The sequence below is a fragment of the Paraburkholderia agricolaris genome, from assembly GCF_009455635.1.
GTDB classification, from domain to species: Bacteria; Pseudomonadota; Gammaproteobacteria; order Burkholderiales; family Burkholderiaceae; genus Paraburkholderia; species Paraburkholderia agricolaris.
The window spans coordinates 1270210-1294558 of record NZ_QPER01000002.1 but is presented as its reverse complement, the minus strand read 5'-3'; the positions used below and the strand labels follow the sequence as shown (position 1 = coordinate 1294558).

At 61.6% G+C, this 24349-nt stretch carries 26 protein-coding genes; 10 read left to right on the top strand and 16 right to left on the bottom strand.

Features of this window, described 5'->3' with window-relative positions; all coding sequences use genetic code 11:
* Nucleotides 1–24: 24 nt before the first annotated feature.
* The 6 genes from GH665_RS27205 to GH665_RS27180 form a co-directional block, all read right to left on the bottom strand.
* The gene (locus tag GH665_RS27205) at nt 25–297 is read right to left on the bottom strand and encodes a hypothetical protein (protein WP_153140344.1); all 273 of its coding nucleotides are present in this window, start codon (nt 295–297) and stop codon (nt 25–27) included.
* 64 nt (nt 298–361) lie between these two features.
* On the bottom strand, nt 362–793 hold the full coding sequence (locus GH665_RS27200; RefSeq protein WP_153140343.1) for a DoxX family protein: 432 nt from the start codon (nt 791–793) through the stop codon (nt 362–364).
* Nucleotides 794–1026: 233 nt separating this feature from the next.
* Nucleotides 1027–1434, bottom strand: coding sequence for a VOC family protein (locus GH665_RS27195; RefSeq protein WP_153140342.1), 408 nt, complete (start codon nt 1432–1434; stop codon nt 1027–1029).
* A gap of 24 nt (nt 1435–1458) precedes the next feature.
* Entirely contained in the window at nt 1459–1923 is a 465-nt protein-coding gene (locus GH665_RS27190; protein ID WP_153140341.1) for an RbsD/FucU family protein, read from the bottom strand.
* Between the two features lie 27 nt (nt 1924–1950).
* Entirely contained in the window at nt 1951–2313 is a 363-nt protein-coding gene (locus GH665_RS39220) for a hypothetical protein (RefSeq protein ID WP_246216379.1), read from the bottom strand.
* 28 nt (nt 2314–2341) lie between these two features.
* Complete coding sequence (locus tag GH665_RS27180) at nt 2342–2710, bottom strand: nuclear transport factor 2 family protein (protein ID WP_153140340.1); 369 nt, start codon at nt 2708–2710, stop codon at nt 2342–2344.
* Nucleotides 2711–3003: 293 nt separating this feature from the next.
* On the opposite strand from GH665_RS27180, the gene GH665_RS27175 reads away from it, so the two are divergent.
* The 7 genes from GH665_RS27175 (at nt 3004) to flhC (ending at nt 8057) form a co-directional block, all read left to right on the top strand.
* The gene (locus GH665_RS27175) at nt 3004–3375 is read left to right on the top strand and encodes a type II toxin-antitoxin system RelE/ParE family toxin (protein ID WP_153142321.1); all 372 of its coding nucleotides are present in this window, start codon (nt 3004–3006) and stop codon (nt 3373–3375) included.
* The gene (locus GH665_RS27170; RefSeq protein ID WP_028194927.1) at nt 3372–3674 is read left to right on the top strand and encodes an addiction module antidote protein; all 303 of its coding nucleotides are present in this window, start codon (nt 3372–3374) and stop codon (nt 3672–3674) included. Before GH665_RS27175 ends, GH665_RS27170 begins: the two co-directional genes overlap by 4 nt.
* A gap of 189 nt (nt 3675–3863) precedes the next feature.
* Complete coding sequence (locus GH665_RS27165) at nt 3864–4742, top strand: helix-turn-helix domain-containing protein (RefSeq protein WP_153140339.1); 879 nt, start codon at nt 3864–3866, stop codon at nt 4740–4742.
* 86 nt (nt 4743–4828) lie between these two features.
* Nucleotides 4829–5377, top strand: coding sequence for a GNAT family N-acetyltransferase (locus tag GH665_RS27160; protein ID WP_153140338.1), 549 nt, complete (start codon nt 4829–4831; stop codon nt 5375–5377).
* Between the two features lie 30 nt (nt 5378–5407).
* Nucleotides 5408–6631: a YeeE/YedE family protein gene (locus tag GH665_RS27155; protein ID WP_153140337.1), complete on the top strand. Its 1224-nt coding sequence runs from the start codon at nt 5408–5410 to the stop codon at nt 6629–6631.
* A 521-nt stretch (nt 6632–7152) separates the two neighbouring features.
* Nucleotides 7153–7473 (top strand): flagellar transcriptional regulator FlhD, encoded by a 321-nt coding sequence (gene flhD, locus GH665_RS27150; protein WP_028194930.1) that lies wholly within the window; start codon nt 7153–7155, stop codon nt 7471–7473.
* Nucleotides 7474–7487: 14 nt separating this feature from the next.
* Nucleotides 7488–8057, top strand: a complete 570-nt coding sequence (flhC, locus tag GH665_RS27145) for a flagellar transcriptional regulator FlhC (protein WP_028194931.1) — start codon at nt 7488–7490, stop codon at nt 8055–8057.
* A gap of 151 nt (nt 8058–8208) precedes the next feature.
* Here flhC and GH665_RS27140 read toward each other — a convergent pair whose 3' ends face one another.
* The 6 genes from GH665_RS27140 to GH665_RS27115 all read right to left on the bottom strand — a co-directional run bounded on the left by GH665_RS27140 (nt 8209) and on the right by GH665_RS27115 (nt 15058).
* Complete coding sequence (locus tag GH665_RS27140; protein ID WP_153140336.1) at nt 8209–9537, bottom strand: Nramp family divalent metal transporter; 1329 nt, start codon at nt 9535–9537, stop codon at nt 8209–8211.
* A 60-nt stretch (nt 9538–9597) separates the two neighbouring features.
* Entirely contained in the window at nt 9598–10800 is a 1203-nt protein-coding gene (locus tag GH665_RS27135) for an acyl-CoA dehydrogenase family protein (protein ID WP_153140335.1), read from the bottom strand.
* A gap of 99 nt (nt 10801–10899) precedes the next feature.
* Entirely contained in the window at nt 10900–11556 is a 657-nt protein-coding gene (locus tag GH665_RS27130; RefSeq protein WP_153140334.1) for a methionine ABC transporter permease, read from the bottom strand.
* Nucleotides 11549–12706: a methionine ABC transporter ATP-binding protein gene (locus GH665_RS27125; protein ID WP_153140333.1), complete on the bottom strand. Its 1158-nt coding sequence runs from the start codon at nt 12704–12706 to the stop codon at nt 11549–11551. The genes GH665_RS27130 and GH665_RS27125 overlap by 8 nt, the downstream gene beginning before the upstream one ends.
* A gap of 13 nt (nt 12707–12719) precedes the next feature.
* Complete coding sequence (locus GH665_RS27120) at nt 12720–14126, bottom strand: LLM class flavin-dependent oxidoreductase (protein ID WP_153140332.1); 1407 nt, start codon at nt 14124–14126, stop codon at nt 12720–12722.
* Nucleotides 14127–14209: 83 nt separating this feature from the next.
* Nucleotides 14210–15058, bottom strand: a complete 849-nt coding sequence (locus GH665_RS27115; RefSeq protein ID WP_153140331.1) for a MetQ/NlpA family ABC transporter substrate-binding protein — start codon at nt 15056–15058, stop codon at nt 14210–14212.
* Between the two features lie 216 nt (nt 15059–15274).
* On the opposite strand from GH665_RS27115, the gene GH665_RS27110 reads away from it, so the two are divergent.
* The gene (locus tag GH665_RS27110; protein ID WP_153140330.1) at nt 15275–15463 is read left to right on the top strand and encodes a hypothetical protein; all 189 of its coding nucleotides are present in this window, start codon (nt 15275–15277) and stop codon (nt 15461–15463) included.
* Here GH665_RS27110 and GH665_RS27105 read toward each other — a convergent pair.
* The 4 genes from GH665_RS27105 to GH665_RS27090 all read right to left on the bottom strand — a co-directional run bounded on the left by GH665_RS27105 (nt 15460) and on the right by GH665_RS27090 (nt 22502).
* Entirely contained in the window at nt 15460–17103 is a 1644-nt protein-coding gene (locus tag GH665_RS27105) for an efflux transporter outer membrane subunit (RefSeq protein WP_153140329.1), read from the bottom strand. The genes GH665_RS27110 and GH665_RS27105 overlap by 4 nt on opposite strands.
* Nucleotides 17104–17116: 13 nt before the next feature.
* Entirely contained in the window at nt 17117–20302 is a 3186-nt protein-coding gene (locus tag GH665_RS27100) for an efflux RND transporter permease subunit (RefSeq protein WP_153140328.1), read from the bottom strand.
* An 88-nt stretch (nt 20303–20390) separates the two neighbouring features.
* The gene (locus GH665_RS27095) at nt 20391–21602 is read right to left on the bottom strand and encodes an efflux RND transporter periplasmic adaptor subunit (protein WP_153140327.1); all 1212 of its coding nucleotides are present in this window, start codon (nt 21600–21602) and stop codon (nt 20391–20393) included.
* Between the two features lie 45 nt (nt 21603–21647).
* Nucleotides 21648–22502, bottom strand: coding sequence for an alpha/beta hydrolase (locus GH665_RS27090; protein WP_153140326.1), 855 nt, complete (start codon nt 22500–22502; stop codon nt 21648–21650).
* A 174-nt stretch (nt 22503–22676) separates the two neighbouring features.
* Between GH665_RS27090 and GH665_RS27085 the strand changes: the two genes are divergently transcribed.
* Nucleotides 22677–23681, top strand: a complete 1005-nt coding sequence (locus tag GH665_RS27085; protein ID WP_153140325.1) for a LysR family transcriptional regulator — start codon at nt 22677–22679, stop codon at nt 23679–23681.
* Between the two features lie 224 nt (nt 23682–23905).
* Nucleotides 23906–24220, top strand: coding sequence for a DUF4148 domain-containing protein (locus tag GH665_RS27080; RefSeq protein WP_153140324.1), 315 nt, complete (start codon nt 23906–23908; stop codon nt 24218–24220).
* Nucleotides 24221–24349: the final 129 nt, after the last annotated feature.

Sequence of the window (24349 nt, the reverse complement as noted above, 5' to 3'; positions counted from 1 at the left end):
CGCCGATCAGCGTGACTGCGCGACTTACAGCGACGCTTCCTGAATCGCGCCGGTGTCAATCGCACGCTCGATCAGCCCTTCGTTTTGCGCCTTGGCGATCGCGTCCGCGACCAGCTTTTCCGGCTGTTCGATTTCGGCCTTGATCGTGCCAATCAGACCCGATGCATCCAGAACCACCAAGGTTTTCGCCGAATCGGCAAGGCTGATGATGACGCGATGCGGCGTAGGCCCTTCGCCGAGACTTGCGCACAACTGCGTGACCTTGCCGCCAATGGTTTGCTCAAAACTTTGAATCATTATTTGCTCCCTTGATTACAGCCAGAATCAAAAGCGACCGGCACAGACTACGTCGACCGCGTGACTAGAGATTCAGTCCCCGGCGTGGCGATCGCGCGCCGTCGATACTGATACGGCCCGCTCCGGTCACGAACAGCAGCAGGAAACCGCCGGCGATACCAATGTTCTTCCAGAAGTGAATCACCATATCGCGTTGCAACGCGGGATCCGTGACGTTCCAGAAATCGTGGCCCAGCACGGCGGTTGCCACAGTGTAGACGGCCATGATGAGCGCGAGTGGGCGAACCTTGAAGCCGACGATCAGTAGCAGACCACCGAGCGCCTCGACAGCGGTTGCAATCGGCGCGGCGACCTGAACGAACGGCACCCCCTTCGAATGCAGATAGCTGACAAAGCCCGCATAGCCCAGCAATTTCATCACGCCGCCCCACAAAAACAGCACAGCAAGGGCGATACGCGCGATGAGGATCACGCCGGAATCGACGGGACGCGTCATGAGGGGCTCCTGTAAATGAATAAGCAGCAGACCCGGCCAGGCGGCCGCAGTTCCCTATTTTGCATCCGGTAACATGTGCATTGCCCGCCTTTTCCAAGCGCGGGCCGGCGTGAACGGCGCATTTCGCACCGTCCCGAGGGGAGAATCCAGGGGAACAGAGGTGTGCGGGCGCCCGGCACGCAGCGGATTTTGCCCGGCACGGCGGGATTGGCCCGCGTGGCCTCGATGCTTATTTATGCTCGAGGATACGTTGCGACTTCGATCAGATTGCCGTCCGGATCGCGGCAATACACCGAAGTCATCTTGCCGCGCGCGCCGTCGCGCTCAACCGGGCCGGCCTCTATCTCAACACCCTGGGCAAGCCAATGGGCTTTGACCTCGGCCGGATTCGCGGTCGTGACGAAGCACAGATCGGCACTGCCCGGCATCGCCTCACGGCCGGTGAACCACGCGACCGTGTCCGCATCCGCCGGACGCAGATTGATCTTCTGATTGCCGTAGGTCATCGCCACCCGCGTGCCGGTGCGCGACTCGAACTCGGTGCGCCGCATGCCGAGCATTCGGGCGTACCAGGCCGCGCTGGCTTCCACGTCAGCGACATTCAGAACGAGATGATCGAGACTGTCTATCGAGAAGCTCATGGACCCCACCGCCGTGACGAAGTGCTATTGCTGCGGCGCATCCGGCGCGAGCAAGACACCTTTTGTGAAAACGAAGCAGCCGTAACCGCGCTCTTCACCGGTCGCGATCACGCAATAGGCTTTGCGCGCCCGCTCATAAAATGCGAAACGTTCGACCGACGCAAACGGCACCTCGCGCCCTTCCGCCGCATTGATCTCGATCTGCGCTTCGCGCTGAACGGCCGGGATCGTATCCGGCTCGCCCACTACTTGCATCCGCGAGGCAGGACGATCGATGAAAGTATCCAGTGGCATCACCGACAGAATCGCGCGGATCGCGCGCGGTGCATTCACGCCATCGAGGCGAAGCAGCTTGCCCAACACCGTCTCCTGTGCGACCGAAGCGCCCGGAAAATTGGCGTCGCAAACGACCAGTTCGTCGCCATGTCCCATTGAGCGGAGCGCATGCAGCACGTCGGCATTCAGCAGCGGGTCCAGATTCTTCAGCACGGTGTCTCCTTGAGGTCTGGTTAGTGGCTAGCCAGGCCGAACGGGTTGTCCCCGTAGTGTCCCTGTAGCACGTCGCGATCGATTGTAGCAAGACCGCGGCGCACGGTCCGTTGCCGGCGGCTTATCGTCAATCAGCCTTGCCGCGCGATGCGGTGAGCGGCGTTCCGCCGACACGCTCCAGCGCAGCCATCCGACCAGGGCGAGCAGCACGAGACCCGCGCCGCCCAACACCGGCTCGCGCCAGGCCAGCAACGCCGTGAAGGTGAACGCGCGCGTGCCGGCCAGCAGAGCGAAGCCTGCGATCGCGCTGGAAAGCGCGTTGACCGCGCCCGACAGGCGCGCGAACGTGAGAACCGTACCAGGAACCGTGGCGGCAGCGGACTCGTGCATGATCGTCTCCGTGAAAAACTGCGTGTTGTCAGGTAGCGGCAGGCACCTGATCGAGGAAACCGGTCACCGCCTGCAGCCGGCCGTGTGTATCGAGCAGGCCGAAGTCGGAGCCCTTGACGATCGCTTCGCCCGCCGGCGTGGTCAGTGCCCACGAAAACCGCAGGCGGTTCGCGAAACCGTCGACCTCGGTCGTGCGGTGAAACGTGTGATGCGGGAAGCGTTCATGCACCGCACGGATCATCGCGTCGATGCCGTCGTGACCCGCGCCCGCCAGCAGCGGATCGCGATAGTCGGCATCGGCGGCCCACGTCGCGGCGATCAACTCGCGGCGGCGCACTGCATCCGTCTCATTCCATGCGTCGAAATAACGGTCGATCAGATCGGTATGCGCATTCATCTCAGACTCCTTGGTTGGCATGACTGAGCACTACGCCAGGCAGACACGTTGTATGCGGCGGGCTCGGAACAAAGATTGGCGCTTCGGGCGCGGCGCGTCGATTACGTGAGAGGTAAGCATCCGGATGCACGGAGGTGAAGAACCGTGTTTTTTGCCTGCCGGATTGGCCATCCGGCCGAATCGTCAGGAGCGGCGTCAGCCGCTAACCTCGTGAAGCAAATGGGGGCCGCGCAGCGTTGACGCACGGCATGTGACGAACTGAACGGGTGCGGACACGAGCCGCTTTTTTCAGTATGGTTTTTACTCTTGCAAGACCGTATCCATGGGGATACACTTCTCAGCAGATCGGTTCACCGCCTGTGTACACGGTCAATCGCACCGAGGAATTCGACAGCTGGCTCGCGGGCCTCGCAGACTTGAGAGCGAGGGCAAAAATCCTGGTGCGGGTCCGGCGTGCGGAGCGAGGTCATTTCGGCGACGTGAAGCTGCTGGAAGACGGTGTATCCGAAATGCGCGTTGATAGCGGTCCCGGCTACCGGGTCTACTTCGCGCGCGAAGGGCGAATGGTGTACCTGCTGCTCTGCGGAGGCGACAAGTCCACGCAGGCGGCCGACATCAAACACGCCAAATCAATGTGGGCAGCAATCAGAAAGGAACTGTCATGAGCAAAGTCAAAACCGCACGGTTCGACGCATCGCACTACCTCGATAGCGAAGAGATGATCGCTGAATATCTCAACGCAGCCCTGGAAGAAAGCGACGCCGACGTCCTGCTCGCCGCGATCGCCGATATCGCAAAAGCGCGCGGCATCGCAAAGGTCGCGGCCGACGCCGGGCTCGGGCGCGAAAGCCTCTATAAAACGCTCGCGCCGGGCTCCAAACCGCGCATGGATACTGTGTTCAAACTGCTGCGCGCGCTGGGCGTCAAACTTAATGCCGTGCCGGAAGGTGTGGCGCACGCGTGATTCGCACTCGCCGTGTCCTTGGCTGGGGCAACGCGCTGAATAGGCTGCGATTCGTGGGTGCGTGGGTGTGTGGGCGCGTGGGTGTGCCTACGCTTTCCCGGATATTCCCGTGTATTCCCCAATAATCCGTGGTATTCCATTACCTGCTAGGTAATGGATTGCTAACGCGCTTTGGCTATCATCGGTAGCATGAACACACTCTCTCTTGCGCAAACCATCCCGTCGAACGCTCCGACGGCAAGCCGCACGGTCGGCGATCTGCTGCGCGAATGGCGGCAGCGGCGAAGAATGAGCCAGTTGCTGCTCGCCGCCGAAGCCGAAATTTCAACGCGGCATCTGAGCTTCGTCGAGTCAGGCCGGGCGGTGCCCAGCCGGGAAATGGTCATGCACCTCGCCGAGCGACTCGACGTGCCGCTCCGTGCGCGCAACGCGCTGCTGGTCGCGGCGGGTTATGCGCCGCTGTTCCGCGAACGTCCTCTCACGGACCCGCAACTGGCCGCGGCGCGCGAGGCAGTCGAGTTGGTGCTCAAAGGTCACGAGCCGTATCCGGCCCTCGCGATCGACCGTCACTGGACCATCGTGGCTGCGAACAATGCGCTTGCGCCACTGCTTGCAGGCGCAAGCCCGGAACTGCTGAAGCCGCCAGTCAACGCAATGCGGCTGAGCTTGCATCCGCAGGGCATCGCAGCGTCGATCGTCAATTGGCATGCGTGGCGCGCGCATGCGCTGTCCCGACTCCAGCGGCAAATCGACGTGAGCGGTGACGAAACGTTGAGCGCGCTGCGTGACGAGCTCGCCGCCTATCCTGCTCCGCCCGGCGCGCAAGCAGCCAGCCACGACGAGGCCGCGAGTCACCAGGTCGCCGTGCCGCTGCGGCTGCGCACGCCAATCGGCGAGTTGTCGTTCTTTAGCACAACCACGGTATTCGGCACGCCGGTAGATGTAACGCTATCGGAACTTGCCATTGAAGCGTTCTTTCCCGCCGACCAGCAAACCGCGGCGGCCCTGCGCGAGTTTGCCGAAAGCCAGCGCGCCGAGACGCAAAAGGCCGAAGCCGGGAAGTCTTAGCGCGCACTGCGGACAGCGGCGCCTCAGCGAACACGGCGTTGTTAGCGCTTGCGGCGCCATTCAAATCACATGGAGAGACGCATTCGATGAACAGCGCCCTACTGATCCGCCAGCTTGGTCCGGCCGACCGCGACGCCTATTTCCAGCTTCGCCTGCACGGTCTGAAAACCCATCCGGAGTCGTTCGGCCAAGGCTATGAAGAAGCGCTAGCCAAGGGCGCTTCGCAGCATGACGCTATGTTGCAAGGCGCGCGCGCGGCCAAAGGCGATTTTCTGCTCGGCGCTTATGCAGTCAATGCGGCAGTCAATGCGGCGGTCAATGCGCCGTTGATCGGCGTGGTCGGCTTGCTGCGCAGCCAGCGCGACAAGGAACAGCACAAGGCCTCTGTCATCGGCATGTATGTCGCGCCGGAAGCGGCAGGTCGCGGCGTCGGGCGTGCTTTGCTCAATGCGTTGCTGGAACGGGCGGCGCAAGTAGAAGGCCTGAGGCAAATTCAGTTGATAGTGAATAGCCAGAATGAGGCGGCACGCAAACTCTATGAGTCGCTCGGCTTTCGCAGGTATGGCTGCGAGATCGACGCGCTAAACGTCAACGGGGTGTTTCACGATGCCGATCTGATGGCACGCTTCATGTAACAATTATCTGCCGTTCGTCATTCAAACATCATGTCCGATTTCTCCACTTCGCTTCCACGCGCACCACGACGCTTCGACATCAATCCGAAGCCGCTTGGCGCCGCGCTCGTGCTAATCGCGCTGGGCGCTGTTTATCTGGCGCAAACCGTTAGCGGGCGCCAGGCGGCGCTCTATATCGTCGGCGCGCTGCTGGGTATGTCGCTTTATCATGCGGCGTTCGGCTTTACCTCCGCATGGCGGGTCTTTATCGCCGACGGCCGCGGCGCCGGCCTGCGCGCACAAATGCTGATGCTGGCGCTCGGCGTATTGCTGTTCTTTCCGGTGCTCGCCGCAGGCACGCTGTTCGGCCGGCCGGTAGTCGGCCTGGTCGCGCCAGCCGGCACGTCGGTGCTGGTCGGGGCCTTCATGTTCGGCGTCGGCATGCAACTGGGCGGTGGCTGCGCGTCCGGCACGCTATACACCGTGGGTGGCGGCAGTACACGCATGATCGTCACGCTGGCCGCGTTTGTCATCGGCTCGGTTGTCGCGACCGCGCACATGCCGTTCTGGACCGCGTTGCCATCGCTCAAACCGCTTTCGTTGGTCAGCACGCTCGGCGCGGGCTGGGCCATCGTGCTGAATCTGGCCGTTTTCGCCGGGATCGCGGCGCTCACGGTTGTGGTCGAACGGCGCCGTCATGGCCGACTGATCAACGAGCCGCCACGCGCGCCCCATGCGTCGCCCTGGTTGCACGGCCCGTGGCCGCTGTTTGTCGGCGCAATCGCTCTGGTGTTACTCAACTTCGCAACCCTCGCATTGTCCGGCCGTCCATGGGGAGTGACGTCGGCGTTCGCGCTGTGGGGCGCCAAGCTATTCGCCGCACTGGGTATCGACGTGGCCAACTGGCCGTATTGGGCCGCTCATGCCAACGCCGGTGCGCTGGCTGCCCCTGTTACACGTGACGTCACCACAGTCATGGACATCGGGATCATCCTCGGCGCCATGACGGCTGCGGCGCTTGCCGGCCGTTACGCACCGGTCTGGAAAGTTCCGGCACGCTCGCTGATCGCGGCGGTAGTCGGCGGCCTGATGCTCGGCTATGGAGCCCGTCTGGCCTATGGTTGTAACATCGGCGCCTATTTCAGCGGCATCGTGTCAGGCAGCTTGCATGGCTGGCTGTGGCTGGTCGCCGCCTTCGCCGGCAATGTGCTCGGCACCCGCCTGCGCCCGGTGTTCGGCCTCGAAGTCGAGCGGATTCGCGCAAACGGTTGCTAGAAGTTACAAACGCGGCCTCGTTTGTAACTGGGGCCGCACCAATCTGTTACACCTCTGATTTGTCCCCATAGCGGCATCGATGAACGGTATTTATTACTTTTAATTGATCTCGCTTTCTACTTCCTTTCTGATTCCATCCTGATTTTGCGGCGCTCGGCCGGCCGCACGTCATTACTCAGACGAATCAGTCCGAAGCCCACTACACAAGGGTTTCCATGGATTAGACGAAATTCTCAGGCGGCAAAAAATCCGCTATGCATCCTCTATTACAGCGCCGTGAAAGAGTTACCGAAATTTGATGCATTTTTTTGAGATATTTTTTTGAGAGGGGATTGATTTCTTGTTTTACCCTTCATACAATTCGTCCCAAGCTGTTACGAAATGTAACGTGATGTATCAAAAAGTCGCTATCTGTATCAGGTGGTGACATGTAGCCGGAGGACAACGTTTCCGGTGAGGCACAAAAGACATAACGGCAAAAAAAGCCGACATAGTAATTCGGGGCTTCGGAAACACAGAAAATGGACCGTAGCAGCGAGACGCTGGATTCAATCCGCGAGATCAACTTGTCTTACATCATGCTCGCGCAACGTATGTTGCGTGAGGACAAACCGGTCGGCATGTTCCGGCTGGGACTGTCGTCGGAACTGGCTGATTTGCTTGCCGGGCTGTCGCTCGCGCAGATCGTCAAGCTGGCCGCTTCCGATCAGCTTTTATGCTTCTTCCGCTTCAACGACCACTCGATGTTGTCGGCGTTGACGCAAACGACGAAGCACGCAGCAGTTGCACCGACTCACGCGGCGATTCTGCTTGCAGGCCAGCCTGCTGAGCAGTTTGCTTAATCGAGGTGACCGCGATGCTCAAGCGTAGCCTGACGGAAGACGCGCAAGAAGTATTTCGCGCCATCGCGCTGATTGAACTCGGCGCGCGCATGCAGGTGCTCGAAAGCGAGTTGACGCTTTCGCGCGACCGCATGATCCGCCTGTACCGCGAGGTCAAAGGTGTATCGCCGCCCAAGGGCATGCTGCCGTTCTCGGCGGACTGGTACATGACGTGGCTGGCGAACATCCACGCGTCGTTGTTTTACAACACGTACCTGTTCCTGAAGAACGAAGCACGTTGCTCGCATCTGGACGCGCTGACCAAAGGGTATCGACTGTATCTGGAACATTGCCAGCACAGCGAAACCGAACCCGTACTGGACCTGACGCGTGCGTGGACGTTGGTGCGTTTCTTCGACGCCAACATCCTGCAGTTGACCAAATGCTGCCGTTGCACCGGCAAGTTTGTCGCGCACAAGCACGATCTGCAGCACAACGTGGTGTGTGGCGCCTGCCAGCCGCCGTCGCGCGCCGGCAAGACCAAGAAGGCCGCGGCCGCTCGCCAGGAAGCGCTCGAAGCAGCGCAGATCGCGCAAGCCGCCTGAATCGGATTGAATCGATGAGGGCCGGTCCAGCCTGATTCGAACCGAAGCCCCCAGAAAAAAGGTCCGCCACCAACACGCGGACCTTTTTTATTTGGCTTTCGCCCGACGCGGCCTTGCTGCTCTACCCTACCACCACCAGCTAGCTGCCTCCTCAGTCCACCAGACCGACCGTCTGCACCACCAGCCACAGGTTCGCCGCGCTGATCACCACGAACAGCGACCAGGCGAGCAGCCGCGTCGGCAGTCTGTTGGCGAATTCGCCCATCAGAGAACGATCGTTGGTCATGCGAATCAACGGATAAAGCGCGAACGGCAGTTGCAGACTCAACACAACCTGGCTTGCGACCAGCAGTTTGCCCACAGCGCCGTTGCCCATCATCTGCACGCCGATCAGCGCCGGAATCAAGGCAAGCGCCCGCGTGATGAAGCGCCGTTGCCAGCATGGAATTTTCAGCTTCAGGAAGCCTTCCATGATGACCTGCCCCGCCACCGTGCCGGTAAAGGTCGAACTTTGCCCCGACGCCAGCAGCGTGATCGCGAACAATACCGCGGCAAAGCCGGTACCGACGATCGGCGCCAGCAGCTTGTACGCGTCTTCGATTTCGGTAACCTGATTGTGGCCGGTCGCGTGGAACGCAGCGGCCGCGAGAATCAGGATCGCCATGTTGATCAGCAGCGCGATCACCAGCGAGACGATCGTATCGATGCGCGACATGCCGATCGCCGACCTGATGCTGGCCGGATCGCGCTTGACCGCACGGGTCTGCACGATCGACGAATGCAGGTAAAGGTTGTGCGGCATCACAGTCGCACCGAGAATGCCGATCGCCAGATACATCGGCTCGCGGCTGCTGAGCGCCTGCCACGAAGGAATCAATCCTTGCGCGACCGACGGCCAATGCGGCTTCACCAGCGCCAGTTCGATGATGTAGCCCACGCCGATCGTCGCGATCAAGCCGAGCATGATCGCTTCGAGGTCACGAAAATTCTTGCCCTTCAGGCCGAGCACGATCAGCGTGTCGAAGGCGGTCAGCAACACGCCGGTGGTCAGCGAGCATTTGAAGAGCAAGTGAAAGGCCAACGCGCCGCCGAGCACTTCGGCCAGATCGCAGGCCACGATCGAGAGTTCCGCGAGCAGCCACTGACAACGTGCGGCACCCGGCGAATAGCGCAGCCTCGACAACTCCGCGAGGTCGCGCCCGGTAGCGATGCCCAGACGCATGCTCAGGCATTGCAGCGCCATCGCCGCAAGACTCGACAGCATCACGACGAACAGCAGGCTGTAACCGTAGCGCGAACCCGCTTCGATATCCGTGGCCCAGTTGCCCGGGTCCATGTAGCCGATCGAAATCAGCAGACCGGGGCCGGCGAATTGCAGGATTTTTTTCCAGAACGGCGCGCCTTGCGAAACGGCAACCGTGCCTTGTACTTCAGATGGGCAAAACGGCGCCGTGGCGGTAGTCGGTAATTTGAACTGCAATCCGGTGGTCTCTTGAAGGGGATAAAACGCGACGCCTCATACCGGCCGCCGCGAACCGCTTCAAGTGTACAAAGAAACCTCCGGCAATGTCCCGCTCAATGCGTAGCGGCCGACGTCGCGCACGCGGTAGTCGAGCGGATCATGCAGCGTATGCACCCGGGCGTTGCGCCAGAAACGGTCGAGTGCGAGCGGTGCGTGCGTGGCGCGCGCGCCACAGGCGTCGAACAGTTTCTCGCTGACGTCGAGCGCGGCGCGATGCGCGACGATTTTTGCCTCCGAGGTGGCGAGCGCCACGCGGGCGCGCTTTTCGGCATCCAAAGCCGGACCCTGCTGCCATGCGTCTTCGAGTGCGTAGGCCGCGCGCGTTGCCAGCGCTTCCGCGCTTACCGCCTGCAGACGCATCTCGCCGAAACGTTGGATCAGGTAAGGATCGTCGGTGGCTTGGTCGACGCCGGAAGAGATCCACGGCTTGCCGTATTGCGTGACGTACTCGCGAGCTTCTTCGAGCGCACCCTGCGCGATGCCGACGAACAGATTGGTCAGCACCTGCTGCGAGATCAGCGTGCGCAGACTCGCGTATGGCGTGTCGGCCCGCGCCAGCACCTCATGCGGCTCGATCTGCACTCGTTCAAAGGAGACGCTGCCGCTATCCGTTTGCCGCTGGCCGATCGGATTCCAGTCTTCGTGAACGGTAATGCCCTCGCGGGTGGTCGGCACCACGGCGAATACTGCTTTGCCGGTAGTCGGATCGAGCGCGGAAATAGTCATCATGTGCGAGCCGCGTGTGCCCGAGCAGAATCCTTTCTGCCCGTCGAGGCGATAGCCGCCGTCGCGGGTTGCGCCAGCAACGAGTCGCGTGTCGAGCGGGTTGACCGCATTGCCCCACCACCAGCGCCCCTCCGCCGTGCCGCTCAGGTAGCGGGCACGTTGTTCCGCGTTGCCCCACACATTGACGCTGACCACCTGCAGGCACGTGAAGCCCAGCAGATGCGCGAGCGCGCTGTCGACTCGCGCGATCTGCCGGATCGTCTCGTAGATCTCCGGCCAGCGCGCACCGAGGCCGCCGAATTCACGCGGCACGGCGAGCGTCAGCAGACCTGCGTCGGCGATCCATTGTTTTTCCTGCGCGGCGTGGCCGCCGTCGCGGTCGCGCTGAGCCGCACTGGCACGCAATGCCTTGAGCAAGCCGGCGAGATCGCGCACCACGGGCGCAGCGTCGGTTGGCAAGTTTTGCAGCGCCTCGGGATAACGAGGTTCGTTCATTGAATGTCCACGTGAAAAAGTTTGGCGAGCAGCGCATGGCTTATCCGCGCGACCGACTCGGGCTCGATCGGATTCGCGAGAATCTTCACGCCGCCGCCATCATGCGCGCTGCGCAAGCCGCCGCACAAAGCGGTCGCCGAGAAATTGCACCGCGGTCACAATCACGATCAGCAACACGATTACCGTCACCATCACCGTGGTATCGAAACGCTGATAACCGTAGCGGATCGCCAGGTCGCCCAGACCGCCGGCGCCCACCGCGCCCGCCATTGCGGAGGAGCCGATCATCGCTACCACCGTGATCGTGAAGCCGCCGAGAATGCCTGGCAGCGCCTCAGGCAGCAGTACATGCCAGATGATATGCCGGCGCTGCGCGCCCATTGCCTGCGCGGCTTCGATCAAGCCGCGGTCCACTTCACGCAGGCTCACTTCGGCCACACGTGCAAAAAATGGAATCGCCGCGATACTGAGCGGCACAATCGCGGCCCATACGCCGATCGTCGTGCCGATCAGCAAACGCGTGAGCGGCAGCAGCGCAACCAGCAAAATGATAAACGGCGTGGAGCGAAACGCATTGACGAGCGCGCCAAGCGTGCTGTTCACCACGCGTTTTTCAAAGATCCCGCCTCGCGTCGTGGTGACCAGCACCAGGGCGAGCGGAATGCCGACCAGTGCCGCGATGAAGGCAGATACGCCGACCATGACGATGGTGTCGCGGATCGCATCGGCGAGCTCGGAGAGCCAGAGATCAGACATAGCCGAGCACCTCGACATGATTGGCATAGCGGCGTGCGCGTTCGAGCAAGGTCGCGATCTGCGTTTGCACCGTGCCGCCCGCATTCGCGCGCACTTCCGCCGACACCACCAGACGTCCTTGCGCATGGCCCTGAATCCGGTCGATGCCACCGTGCACGAAGCTCACCCGCCCTCCTGCCAGGCTCAATGCGGAAGTCAATCCGCCGAGGTCAGGCTCGCTTGCATCGCTGCCGGTGAAACGCACGTCCAGCAGAATCTGTGCATCCGCTTGCGCAATTTCGTGCAACGGTTTGACGCGCGCGGCCAGATCCGCAGGCAGATCGTGCACCAGCGTACGCAGCAACGCGCGCGTTGCGTCATGCTGCGGGTCGCCAAACACGCGCCACACGGAACCGGTCTCCACCACTTCGCCGCGCTCGATCACCGCCACCGTATCGCAGACCTCGCGAATCACCTGCATTTCGTGCGTGATCAGCACGATGGTCAGCTTGAGACGCTGATTGATATCGCGCAGCAACGCGAGAATGGCTTGTGTCGTTTCCGGGTCGAGTGCGGAGGTCGCTTCGTCGCATAGCAGAATATCCGGATCGGTCACGAGCGCGCGTGCGATTCCAACGCGCTGTTTCTGCCCACCGGACAAACTCGCCGGATAAGCGTCGCGCTTGCTCGACAGCCCGACCAGATCGAGCAACGCATCGACCTTTTCGTCGATCGCCGCTTTCGGCGCGCCGGCGATTTTTAGCGGCAACGCAATGTTCTCGCGCACCGTTTTCGCGGAGAGCAGATTGAAATGCTGGAACACCATGCCGATGCGCCGGCGCAACGTGACCAGCCCGCGTTCGTCGAGCTCGCCGACACTCACGCCATTCACGCGAACCGCGCCGGAACTCGGTTTTTCCAGGCCGTTGACGAGCCGCAGCAGTGTCGATTTGCCTGCGCCGCTGCGGCCGATAATGCCGAACACCTCGCCACGCGCTACCTTCAGCGTGACGTTCGAAAGCGCAGCGGTCGACACACCGCGCGTGTTGGCGAACAGCTTGCCCACATCGTCGAAAACGACGGCGTCCTGCGCGGTGTCGGGCGCAACACGATTCAAGCCGAGGGACGGTGCGTCTTCAATGAACTGCGGCACGTCGAAAAGATTAGCCATGGCTGCGTTCCTCTCAGGCGTCCACGGTGGACGGTGCAGCGGTTTGCGCACGACGCCGATGCTGCGCGCCGGCATGCACCTCGGGCAATCGCGCGCGGCCGCCGCCGAATAGCTTTTCGCGCAGCGTCGGCGCCGGGTCGTAGTCTTCCTTGTACACGCCGCGGTTCTGCAACTCCGGCACCACCAGATCGACGAAGTCTTCAAACGATTCGGGCATGACCGTACGCGTCAGATTGAATCCGTCCACGCCCGCCTCCTCTATCCACGAGATCAACTCGTCCGCGATCTGTTGTGGCGAACCGACCACGGGCTTCGCGCGGCCGCCCAGCGTCATCTGCTCGAGTACCTTGCGTTTAGTCCAAACGCCGCTCACGCTCTTCTTCGAAATTGCCTCAACGGCCGATTGCATCGATTCGGTCTTCACGTACGAAATCGGGTCATCCAGCGCGTATTGCGAGAAGTCGATGCCGGTCGAACTGGAAAAGTGCGCGATGCCGCCTTCGGCACTCGCATAGCGCCGGTACTCCTCGAACTTCTCCTGTGCGGCGCGTTCCGTTTCGCCGACTACAACGGTAATGCCGGCAAAGATCCTGATATCGTCAGGCGCACGGCCGAAGCGCACCGCCCGCGCCCGGATGTCGTCGACAATGGAACGCGTAAGCTGCTTGTTCTGCCCGCCGACAAACACACATTCCGCGTGACGCGCCGCGAAATCGACGCCCCGGCTCGACGAACCCGCCTGATAGAGAACCGGCGTGCGTTGCGGCGACGGCTCGCTCAGGTGGATGGCGTCGATCGAATAGTACGGACCGTCGTGTTTCACCCGATGCACCTTGCCCGGATGCGAGAAGATACGCGCCGCACGATCGCGCACCACGGCGTCGTCTTCCCAGCTTTGCTCCCATAGCTTGTAGACCACGTCCATGTAATCGTCCGCGCGATCGTAGCGATCGTCGTGACTGATCTGTTGCGCGAGACCCATGCCGCGCGCGGCACTGTCCAGATAGCCGGTAACGATGTTCCAGCCCACCCGCCCTTTGGTCAGATGATCCAGCGTCGACATACGGCGCGCGAACAGGTACGGGGGCTCATAAGTCAGATTCGATGTGACGCCGAAGCCGATATGTTGGGTCACGTGCGCCATGGCCGGCACGATCAGCGAGGGATCGTTGATCGGAATCTGCACCGATTCACGCAGCGGCGTGTCCGGACCGCCCTGATAAACGTCGTATACGCCGACGATATCCGCCAGAAAGATCCCGTCGAACTTGCCGCGCTCGAGCGTTTGCGCAAGGCTCGTCCAGTAATCGAGGTCGGTGTACTGTGCGGACCGGTCCCGCGGATGCGTCCACAAACCATGGTTGATATGGCCGACCGCATTCATGTTGAACGCGTTCAGCAGAATCTTTTTCTTCGCCATCGTGTGGCTCCTTGCTCTATTTGACGCTGGCCGTGCGGCCTTCGCAGCCTTCGCAGCCTTATTACGCAACTGAATCGCGCACCTTACCAGGCAACGGCGTAAAGATTGCCGAAGGCTTTATCGAGCGCCGCGCGCACCGCGGGCGAATGCTGATAGATCGAGATGAACTTGCGGATACGCGGATCGTTTGCGCTTTCCGGGCGCACAACCCACTGAATCGCATAATTCTTGTTTTCCACGCCGTCGAACAGCAACGCGCTATTCGGATCGGTGGTGCCCGCGAGCTTGATGAAGCTCGGATAGCCCTGGGCGAGATCGACGTCGTCGAGCGAGCGGGCCAACTGCGATGCTTCAAGCTGGACGATTTTCAGGTGCTTCGGGTTGTCGATGATGTTAAGCGTCGTAGCGCGATAGTCGATGCCCGGCGTCAGTTTGATAAGACCGGCGCGTTGCAGCAGCAACAGACCGCGGCCGCCGTTGACCGGATCGTTGGCAATGGCGACGGTGGCACCGTCCTTCAGTTGATCGAAGCTTTTGATCTTCTTCGAGTACAGACCGATCTTCATGATCGTGCCTGGCGCAATCGCTACGAAGTTATAGCCGCCCTGCTTCTTTGCGTTCTCGAGAAACGGGATGTGCTGGAAATAGTTGACGTCGATATCCTTGTTGGCGAGTGCCGCGTTCGGCGTATTCCAGTCGGTGAACTCGATGATCTTCACGTCCAGCCCCTGCTCCTTCGCTTCGCGCGCGGCCACTTTGAGCGCTTCGATTTGCGGGCTGGTGGCGATGCCGATTTTCAGTGTCGGGGTATCTGCCGCGGAAGCCGGCGCGGCAAACAAGGCCAGCGCGACGCCGAATACACTGAATACACCGATCAGCGTCAGCGCGGGCGCGCGGAAAAAACGCTGCACGGCGGAGAGAGAAATGGGCATGGTGAGCTCTTTAGGGTTGCGGCGTGGCGTGTTTCGGGACGAGCCGATCCCACAGCACGCGGGCAGGCGTGCCGGAATCGGTCAGGCAAACGGATAACGGAAATCTGCAACGCGCGGTTTAACCGGCGCGCAACGGCAATAGAGCGCGCGAGCGGATCAGCGCGGACAGTGGCAGGTCGGACAGGTCATCGCCTCTCTCCAGATGAGGTGCGAATCATGATAGACGGCGGAAAACCGGCGGTCTACGAACGGATTTTGGGAAGGAAAGCGGGAAAAATGATTTGGAGCGGCGCACCCCGCGCGTGCATCGACACACTCCATAAGCAAAAAAAAAACGCCGGGCCGCGCTTTGGCAAGCGCAACCCGGCGTTCCTCATCGACCAGCAAACCGGAAGCCAACCCTAACGCTTCGCCACCTGATCCACCGGCGCTGAGGCAGAAGCAGCAACAGAGCTGCTCGATGCGGCAATCGCACCCGAGGCCGGCGCAACCGCGCCCACCGCCGTATCGTCCGCCGGCTTCGCATCGCCCCAGCCACCGCCTAGCGCGCGAATCAGATTGACGGTCGCCACTGCCTGCGTACCCGACAAATGACTCGCCTGCAGTTGCGTAAGCAGCACCTGCCGCTCGCCGTCAATCACATCCAGATAGCTGACCGCGCCTTCCGTGTACTGCGTGCGCGACAGATGCGCCGCACGCTGCGAGGCCACCACCGCATTGTTCTGCTCGCGCATCTGATCGTCGAGCAAACGCAGATCGGCCAGATTGTCCTCGACCTCACGGAACGCCACCAGCACCTGCTGACGATATTGCGCGACATCCTCGTCGTACTTCGAACGCGCTTGCGCCAGGTTTGCCTTGCGGCGGCCGCCGTCGAACAAAGGCAGCGTCAGCGCGGTACCGGCGAACGGCCCGAGAATGAACGCGCGGCTCGACCACATGAACAGATCGCCCAGCGTCGCCGATTCAAAGCCAGCCCCACCCGTAATATCGAGCTTCGGGAAGAACGCCGATTTCGCCAGACCAACCCGCGCATTCGCCGCCATCATCGCCCGCTCCGCCGCCGAAATATCCGGCCGACGTTCGAGCAGTGCCGAAGGCAATCCTGGCGGCACGCGCGCCGTCACAGGCACGAGCGGCGCTTCCGCGAACGAGAAATCTGCCGGCGGCTTGCCTAGCAGAATCGCCAGACTGTGCTCGGAGGCCGCGCGCTGACGCGCCACGCCCACGGCGTCCGCACGCGCACTCGCCAGTTCGTTGCGAGCGCGCGAAACATCCAGCTCGCCGATATCGCCTTCCTTGAAACGGCGCTCGATCAGTTTCAGCGTGTCTTCGCGCAATGCCACGGTGCGGCGGTACAGATCCTGATCCGTGTCGAGTTCGCGCAACTGAAAGTAGTTCTGCGCGACGTCGGCCTGCAACGACAACTGCACCGAGCGAAACAGCGCTTCAGTTTGCTGCTCGTCGGCACGCGACGCGTTCACGTTCGAACCGACCCGCCCGAACAGATCGGTCTCATACGACGCGCCCACCTGGGCGCGCCAGATCGTGCCGTTCGTGCCACCCGCGCTATCCGGCTGGAATTGCGAGGCTGCCGATGCCCGTTCACGCGTTGGGCCGAAGCCCGCGTCGAGCTTCGGGAACCAGTCCGATTTCGCCGCCTGGGTCACCGCGCGCGCCTGCTGCACGCGGGCCGCAGCCGCCTTCAGGTCCTGATTCGCGGCAGCCGCCTGCTCTTCCAGCGCGTTGAGCTGCGGGTCGCCGAAAATCGTCCACCATTCGCCGCGATGCGCGTCGTCGGCGGGCTGCGCCTGTTTCCAGGTGCCCGCGTCCTGCGGCGATGCGGCTGACGTAGCCGAAGTAGCCGATGTAGCCGATGTAGCGGACGCACCCGAAGCAGCAACCGGCGCTTCCTTGAACGCAACCGGCGTATCCACCTCCGGCCGCTTATACGTGGGTTCCACGGAGCAGGCCGCGAGCAACGCCACCAGCAAACCGCTGGCAGCCGCCCGGCCCCACCCGCCTAAAGATTCAAAGCGATTCATTTTTATTTTCTCCTCAGGCGTCCGTCAACGGCGCCCCAAGATGCGGTGCGTCTTTCTGCGCGACGTGAATTGTCCCGCCCGCCAACGTACGCAGCACCACATAGAACACAGGGGTCAGCATCAGACCGAACAGCGTCACGCCGAGCATGCCGAAGAACACCGCGATACCCATCGCGTGACGCATCTCCGAACCCGCTCCACTCGAAAGCACCAGCGGCACCACACCCATGATGAAAGCGATCGACGTCATCAGAATCGGCCGCAGACGCAAACGGCTCGCCTCGATCGCCGCTGCCAGCGGCGTACGCCCGTCATGCTCCAGCTCGCGGGCAAACTCCACAATCAGAATCGCGTTCTTCGCCGACAGCCCCACCAGCACCATCAAGCCAATCTGCGTGAAGATGTTGTTGTCGCCGCCCGTGAGCCACACCCCGGTGAGCGCCGACAGCACGCTCATCGGCACGATCAGAATCACCGCGAGCGGCAGCGTCAGGCTTTCATACAATGCGGCCAACACGAGGAACACGAGCAGCACGCTGATCGGGAACACCCACAAACCCGCATTGCCGGCGATGATCTGCTGATACGTCAAATCGGTCCATTCGAGCTTGACACCGTGCGGCAAGGTTTCCGCCGCCACGCGTTCAGCCGCGGCTTGCGCCTGGCCCGACGAGTAACCCGGCGCCGGACCGCCGTTGATGTCGGCAGCCGTATAACCGTTGTAACGCACCACCATTTCCGGACCGTACGTAGGCGTGACCGTCACCAGCGACGACAACGGCACCATGTCGCCAGCCGCATTACGCGTCTTCAGTTGCAGGATGTCGTCGGCACGTTGACGGAACGGCGCATCGGCCTGGACCCGCACCTGATACACGCGGCCAAAGCGGTTGAAGTCGTTCACATACAGCGAGCCGAGATAGATCTGCATCGTGTTGAACACGTCCGTGACCGGCACGCCGAGCTGCTTGGCCTTCACGCGATCCAGATCGACATTCAGCTGCGGCACGTTGATCTGATAGCTGGAGAAGGTCGGTCCGAGTTCAGGCGTTTGCGCCGCCTTTTTCACGAATGCCTCCGCAGCCTTGTTCAGCTCCGCGTAACCCACCGCTCCATGGTCTTCCAGCTGCATCTTGAAGCCGCCGAGCGTACCGAGGCCCAGCACCGGAGGCGGCGGGAACACCGCCACGAACGAGTCCTTGATCGCGCCGTACTGCTGGTTCAATGCACCGGCAATCGCACCCGCCGAGAGCTTCTTGTTGCCGCGCTCCTTGAAAGGCTTCAGCGTGACGAACACGATGCCCGCGCTCGAACTATTAGTGAAGCCGTTCACCGACAGACCCGGGAATGCCACCGCGCTTTCCACGCCCGGCTGCTTCAATGCGATCGCGCTCATATCGCGGATCACCTTTTCGGTACGATCCAGCGACGCACCGTTCGGCAATTGCGCGAAGGCAATCAGGTATTCCTTGTCCTGCGCCGGCACGAAACCGCCCGGCACGACGCGCGAGATCAGCACCGTTGCGCCCAGCAGGATCGCGTACACCGCGAGCATCGCGCCCTTACGGCGCAGCACGCCCTTCACGCCACGGCCATACTCCGTCGAGCCGCGATGGAAGACCTTGTTGAAGCCCTTGAAGAAGCGGCCCAGCACGCGATTCATCAAGCGCGTCAGGAAGTCTTCCTTGGCGCCGTGGCCGCGCAACAGCATCGCGGACAAAGCCGGCGACAAGGTCAGCGAGTTGAACGCCGAGATCACCGTCGAGATCGCGATGGTCATCGCGAACTGCTTGTAGAACTGGCCGGTCAAGCCGGTCATGAAAGCGAGCGGCACGAACACGGCGACCAGCGTCAGCGCGATAGCGATAATCGGCCCGCTCACCTCCTGCATCGCCTTATAGGTGGCATCGCGCGCGCTGAGCCCGTTTTCGATGTTCCGCTCGACGTTCTCCACCACCACGATCGCATCGTCCACCACGATCCCGATGGCCAGCACCATCCCGAACAATGACAACGCGTTGATCGAGAAGCCGAATGCGAGCAGCAACGAGAACGTACCGACAATCGACACCGGCACCGCGATCAGCGGAATGATCGATGCACGCCACGTTTGCAGGAACACGATCACCACGATCACCACCAGCGCGATCGCTTCGAGCAGCGTGTGGATCACCGCCTCGATACTCGACCGCACGAATTGCGTCGGGTCATAGACGATCTTGTACTCGACGCCGGCCGGCATATCTTCCGCCAGCTCTTTCATCGCGGAACGAACCTGGTCGGAAATCGCCAGCGAGTTCGCACCCGGTGCCTGATTGATAGCGAGCGCCACCGCCGGTTTGTTATCCAGCAGCGAACGCAGGCCGTATTCCGACGCCGCCAGTTCGACACGTGCGATATCACGCAGGTACGTCACGCCGCCATCCGGCGCGGTTTTGACGATGATGTCGCCGAATTCGCCCTCAGTCCTCAAACGGCCACGCGCATTCACCGACAACTGCAATTGCGTGCCCGGCACTGAAGGCGATGCGCCGATCACACCGGCTGCCACCTGAATGTTCTGCTCACGGATCGCGTTGACCACTTCGGTCGCGGTCAAACCGCGCTGTGCGACTTTCTGCGGATCGAGCCAGACACGCATCGCGTAGTCGCCCGAACCCCACAACTGCACTTCGCCGACGCCCTGAATTCGCGCCAGGCGGTCCTTGACGTTGAGCAGCGCGTAGTTGCGCAGATACGTCATGTCGTAGCGATTGTTCGGCGAGATCAGGTGGACCACCATCGTCAGCGTAGGCGAACTCTTGATGGTCGTGATGCCAAGCCGTTGCACGTCTTCCGGCAGGCGCGGCAGCGCCTGGTTGACGCGGTTCTGCACCAGTTGCGTCGCAAGGTCCGGATTGGTGCCGAGCTTGAAGGTCACCGTCAGCGTGAGATTGCCGTCGCTATTGGCTTGCGACTGCATGTACAGCATGTTCTCGACGCCGTTGATCTGCTCCTCGAGCGGCGCGGCGACCGCCTCGGCGATCACCTTCGGATTGGCGCCCGGATATTGCGCGTGCACCACCACCGAAGGCGGCACGACTTCCGGGTACTCCGAAATCGGCAGCTTGAAGAGCGAAATAATGCCCCCCAGCAGGATCAATACCGATAGCACACCGGCAAAGATCGGTCGATCGATGAAGAATTTGGATATGTTCATTGGAAGCTCTTAACGTTGGAGCATGCGCCCGCTATCGCCAGAAAATACGGGTAGCTCAGACGATCTGGATAAGCGCGGTGCACGAGGCTCACGAATTCTTGTCCGCGGTTTTCGCTCGCGTCTGCGCAAGCGGCGCGCTATTCGGGTCCTGATCGGCGGTCATCGGCACCATGTGAGCACGCACTGCATCGCCCGGACGCACGCGCTGAATACCGTTCACGACGATCCGGTCGGTCGGCTGCAAGCCGCCCTTGACCACGCGCAGGTTGCCCTGCATGCTGCCGACCGCGATTTCCCGATAGATGACGTGATTGCTCTGGTCGACCACCAGCACGAACTTCTTGTCCTGATCGGTGCCCACCGCGGCGTCGTCGATCAGCAGTGCCGGATGCGGCTCGCTGCCGCCGACCTTCACGCGCGCATACAGACCCGGGATCAATGCACCATCCTGGTTATCGAAACGCGCGCGCACCCGGATCGTGCCAGACGACGTGTCCAGCCGGTTGTCGACGGACTCGATCGTGCCGCTGCGCGAGTAGCCGCTTTCATCCGCCAGGCCCAGGTCCACCGGCACCTTGCGGCCATCCTTCGCGCGGCTCAGGTACTGCAGGTAGGTTTGTTCGTCGACGTCGAACGATGCGTAGATCGGCGAAACCGACACCAGCGTGGTGAGCGGCGCCGAGCTTGCGCCCGCCGCCACCACGTTGCCCACCGTGATTTCCGCACGCGATACGCGGCCCGACACCGGCGCGACGATCTTCGTGTAGCCGAGATTGATACGAGCCGTTTCGACGGCTGCTTGCGCGGCCTTCAGATTGGCGCTCGCTTCGCGCGCGGCGTTCTGCTTCTCGTCGTAATCACGCTTGGCGATCGCGTTGTCGGCGATCAGGCGTTGCGCACGTTCCCAATCGCTTTGCGTGTAGCCGGTGCGCGCCTGCGCCGCCGCGACCTGTGCTTCGGCGCGGTCGACTTCGGCTGCGTACGGACGCGGATCGATCACGAACAGCGTGTCGCCCTTCTTCACGAGCGCGCCGTCCTTGAAGTTGACGGACACGATCGTGCCCGGCACCTGCGAACGGACCTCTACTTTTTCGACCGCCTCGAGGCGGCCCGAATAGCTTTGCCAGTCGGTGATGGTCTTTTGCACCACGGTGGCAACATCGACTTCCGGCACGATGGTCGGCGCGGCGGGCGAGCTTGCGTCGACGCGAATCGCGCCGAACGTGCCCAGCCCGGCCACCACGATGACGGCTAGCGCTGCAATCGCCACACGGCGACGGGAAAGAGGAAGGATAGTCATGTGAAGCTCCCGGTATCGTTGGTTAAAGTTCTGCTTATTTCTGTCTCAGCGATGGGCGCGCGCATCGAAGCGCCACTGAAAAAACCTGACCGCTTCCTGCAAGGCGGGCGGATGGTCCGCCAACGCGGCGTGTGAGATGCTGGGATAGCGGACCACCTGGGTCAGCACACCCGCGTCGATCAGACTGCTCGCGTATTTCTCCGCTTCCACATGCAGCACATCGTTTTGCGCCGTCGCGATCAGCGTGGCCGGCAGGCCCGCGAGACGTGACGACTCGAGCGGCGCGGCGTACGGATGCATGCGTTGCGACGCTTGCGGCAAGTACGCGCGATAACACGCCGCGCATTCCTTCGCCGTGATGTCCGAACCCAGACGCTTCTCGTCGCCGAGACGCGTGAGGCTCGGGTCGAGCATCGGTCCGAACAGCGCCTGCGCGACGATGCGCACGTCGCCGCGATCGCGGGCGATGAAAGCGAGGCAATTGGCCAGTTGCCCGCCCGCGTCGTGGCCCGCCACGCCGACCTTCTTGCTGTTCCCGCCAAACGCGCGCGCTCTTGTCTGCACCCACAGCGCCGCGCGATGGGCGTCTTCAGGCGCCGCCGGAAACGGAAACTGCGGCGCCAGCGAATAACCGACCGAGACCACCAGGGCCGGTAAGTGTTCTGCGAAATAACGTGCGGCGTAGTCGGCCTGATCGATCGAGCCCTTGGTAAAACCGCCGCCGTGGAAGTAAAGCAGTACTGGCAGTGCGGTTTTGTGTGACTGCCGGTACAAACGCAACGTTATGTCCTGGGCGTGCCCTTCGATCTGCACGTCAGTGACCTCAAGTGCCGTGCTGTCTGCCTGTGCCGGGCCGCTGCCGGCGGGCACAAAGGAGTACGGCGGTTTAAATGCATCCATGTCGAGCCGCGCAATGCGCATAGAACTTCAATGGTGCGAATTGTGGGTTCGGCAGACTCGTAAATAAATGCCTATAATCCGGCAACACAATTCGGCGCCCCTGAACAATCGAATGCGATTGCTCTGCGGATTCGATTCCTGCTCAGTGCGCCCGCCCCTTTCTGGAGGTTTGCAATGGACCGGCTTCAGGCCATGCAAGTGTTCACGCGCGTCGTCGACACCAACAGCTTTACCCGTGCGGCGGAAACGCTCGACCTGCCGCGCGCATCGGTCACCACCATCATTCAGAATCTCGAAGCGTTCCTCGGCACGCGTTTGATGCACCGGACCACGCGGCGTTTGTCGCTCACACCGGACGGCGCTGCGTATTACGAACGCTGCGTGCGCATCCTGGCGGACGTCGAAGAGACCGAAGCCAGCTTCCAGAGCGGCAACAAGAAGCCGCACGGCAAGCTGCGCATCGACATGCCGGGATCGATCGGACGTTTGCTGGTGATCCCTTCTCTGTGTGAATTCCACACGCGCTATCCGGACATCGACCTGCAACTCGGATTGACGGACCGGCCCGTCGACCTGTTGCAGGAAGGCGTGGATTGCGTTGTACGTGTGGGTGCGCTACAGGATTCGTCGCTGGTGGCGCGGCGTATCGGTTTGTTCGAGGGCGTGACCTGCGCCGCCCCCGACTACATCGAACGCGCGGGCATGCCGGCGTCGCTTGAGGACCTCGAGAATCACAAAGCAGTCAATTATTTTTCGAGCCGCACGGGGCGCACGATCGATTGGGCCTTCATGGTTGATGGCAAAGAAGTCGAAGTGAAAATGAAGGGCATTGTGTCGGTGAACGACGCTGATGCCTACGTAACTTGCGGACTGGAAGGTTTCGGTCTGATTCAGCCGGCGCTCTTCATGGTGCTGCCGCATCTGCGTTCGGGCCAGCTGGTTGAAGTGTTGCCGGAGCTGAAGCCTTTACCGATGCCGATTTCCGCAGTCTATCCGCACAGTCGGCATCTGTCGCCTAAAGTCCGCGTTTTCGTAGACTGGATTGCCGAGCTGTTCGATCGTTGCCCGTTGCTGAGCGGGCGCGGCAGTCTCGACGCGATGTGCACGAAGCGCACGTTTGAAGAACGCGAATCTGCTCCGACGCTCGATACGCCGGTGATGACGGAATGGGTTGCCTGATTCGCACGAGTTGAAGTACAGAATCTGGAACAGTGAATTCCAACCGCGGCTCTAATGCCGCGGTTGCCCTGCAGTAACCGGCGGGGCGCGCACGTTATCGCGATTGTTCTGGAATCGCGACAATTCATTTCGCGAAAGTGCGATTTATCCGCACTGGCTCGAAGTCTACATTTCACCCTGTCGCGGCGCTGCTTGCGCTGCAAACAAATCGACAGGAGTGAATCATGAAACGCAATCTCTTAGCAGGTCTGGCTCTTTCGCTGCTGGCCAGCGCGCCGGTGTTTGCACAAGGCAACGCTGGTGGTGGGGGTATTGGTCGTGCGGGCACCTATGAAACGCAACCTGTTCCGACTACGGGTGGGAAGACTCGCGCTGAGGTTCAGGCTGAACTGGTTGCGGCGTATCGGGATGGGTCGCTGCCCGCATTGAATCGCACGTCGTATCCGAATAAAGGTTTGATTGGGCAGACGCAGGCTGCGCGCATTGCCTTGCAGGAAGGCAGAAATGGCAATGTGACGCGTGTTGCTGATGGGCAGTGAAGCGGCTATGCCGCGATGATTCGGTTTCCATAAGAAATTTTCATCACGGTTTTGGTTTGTTGTTTCACTCTTTGTAAAGGAGTACGTTATGACGCCGTCTGAACTCGATGATTGGGATGTGGATGCGCC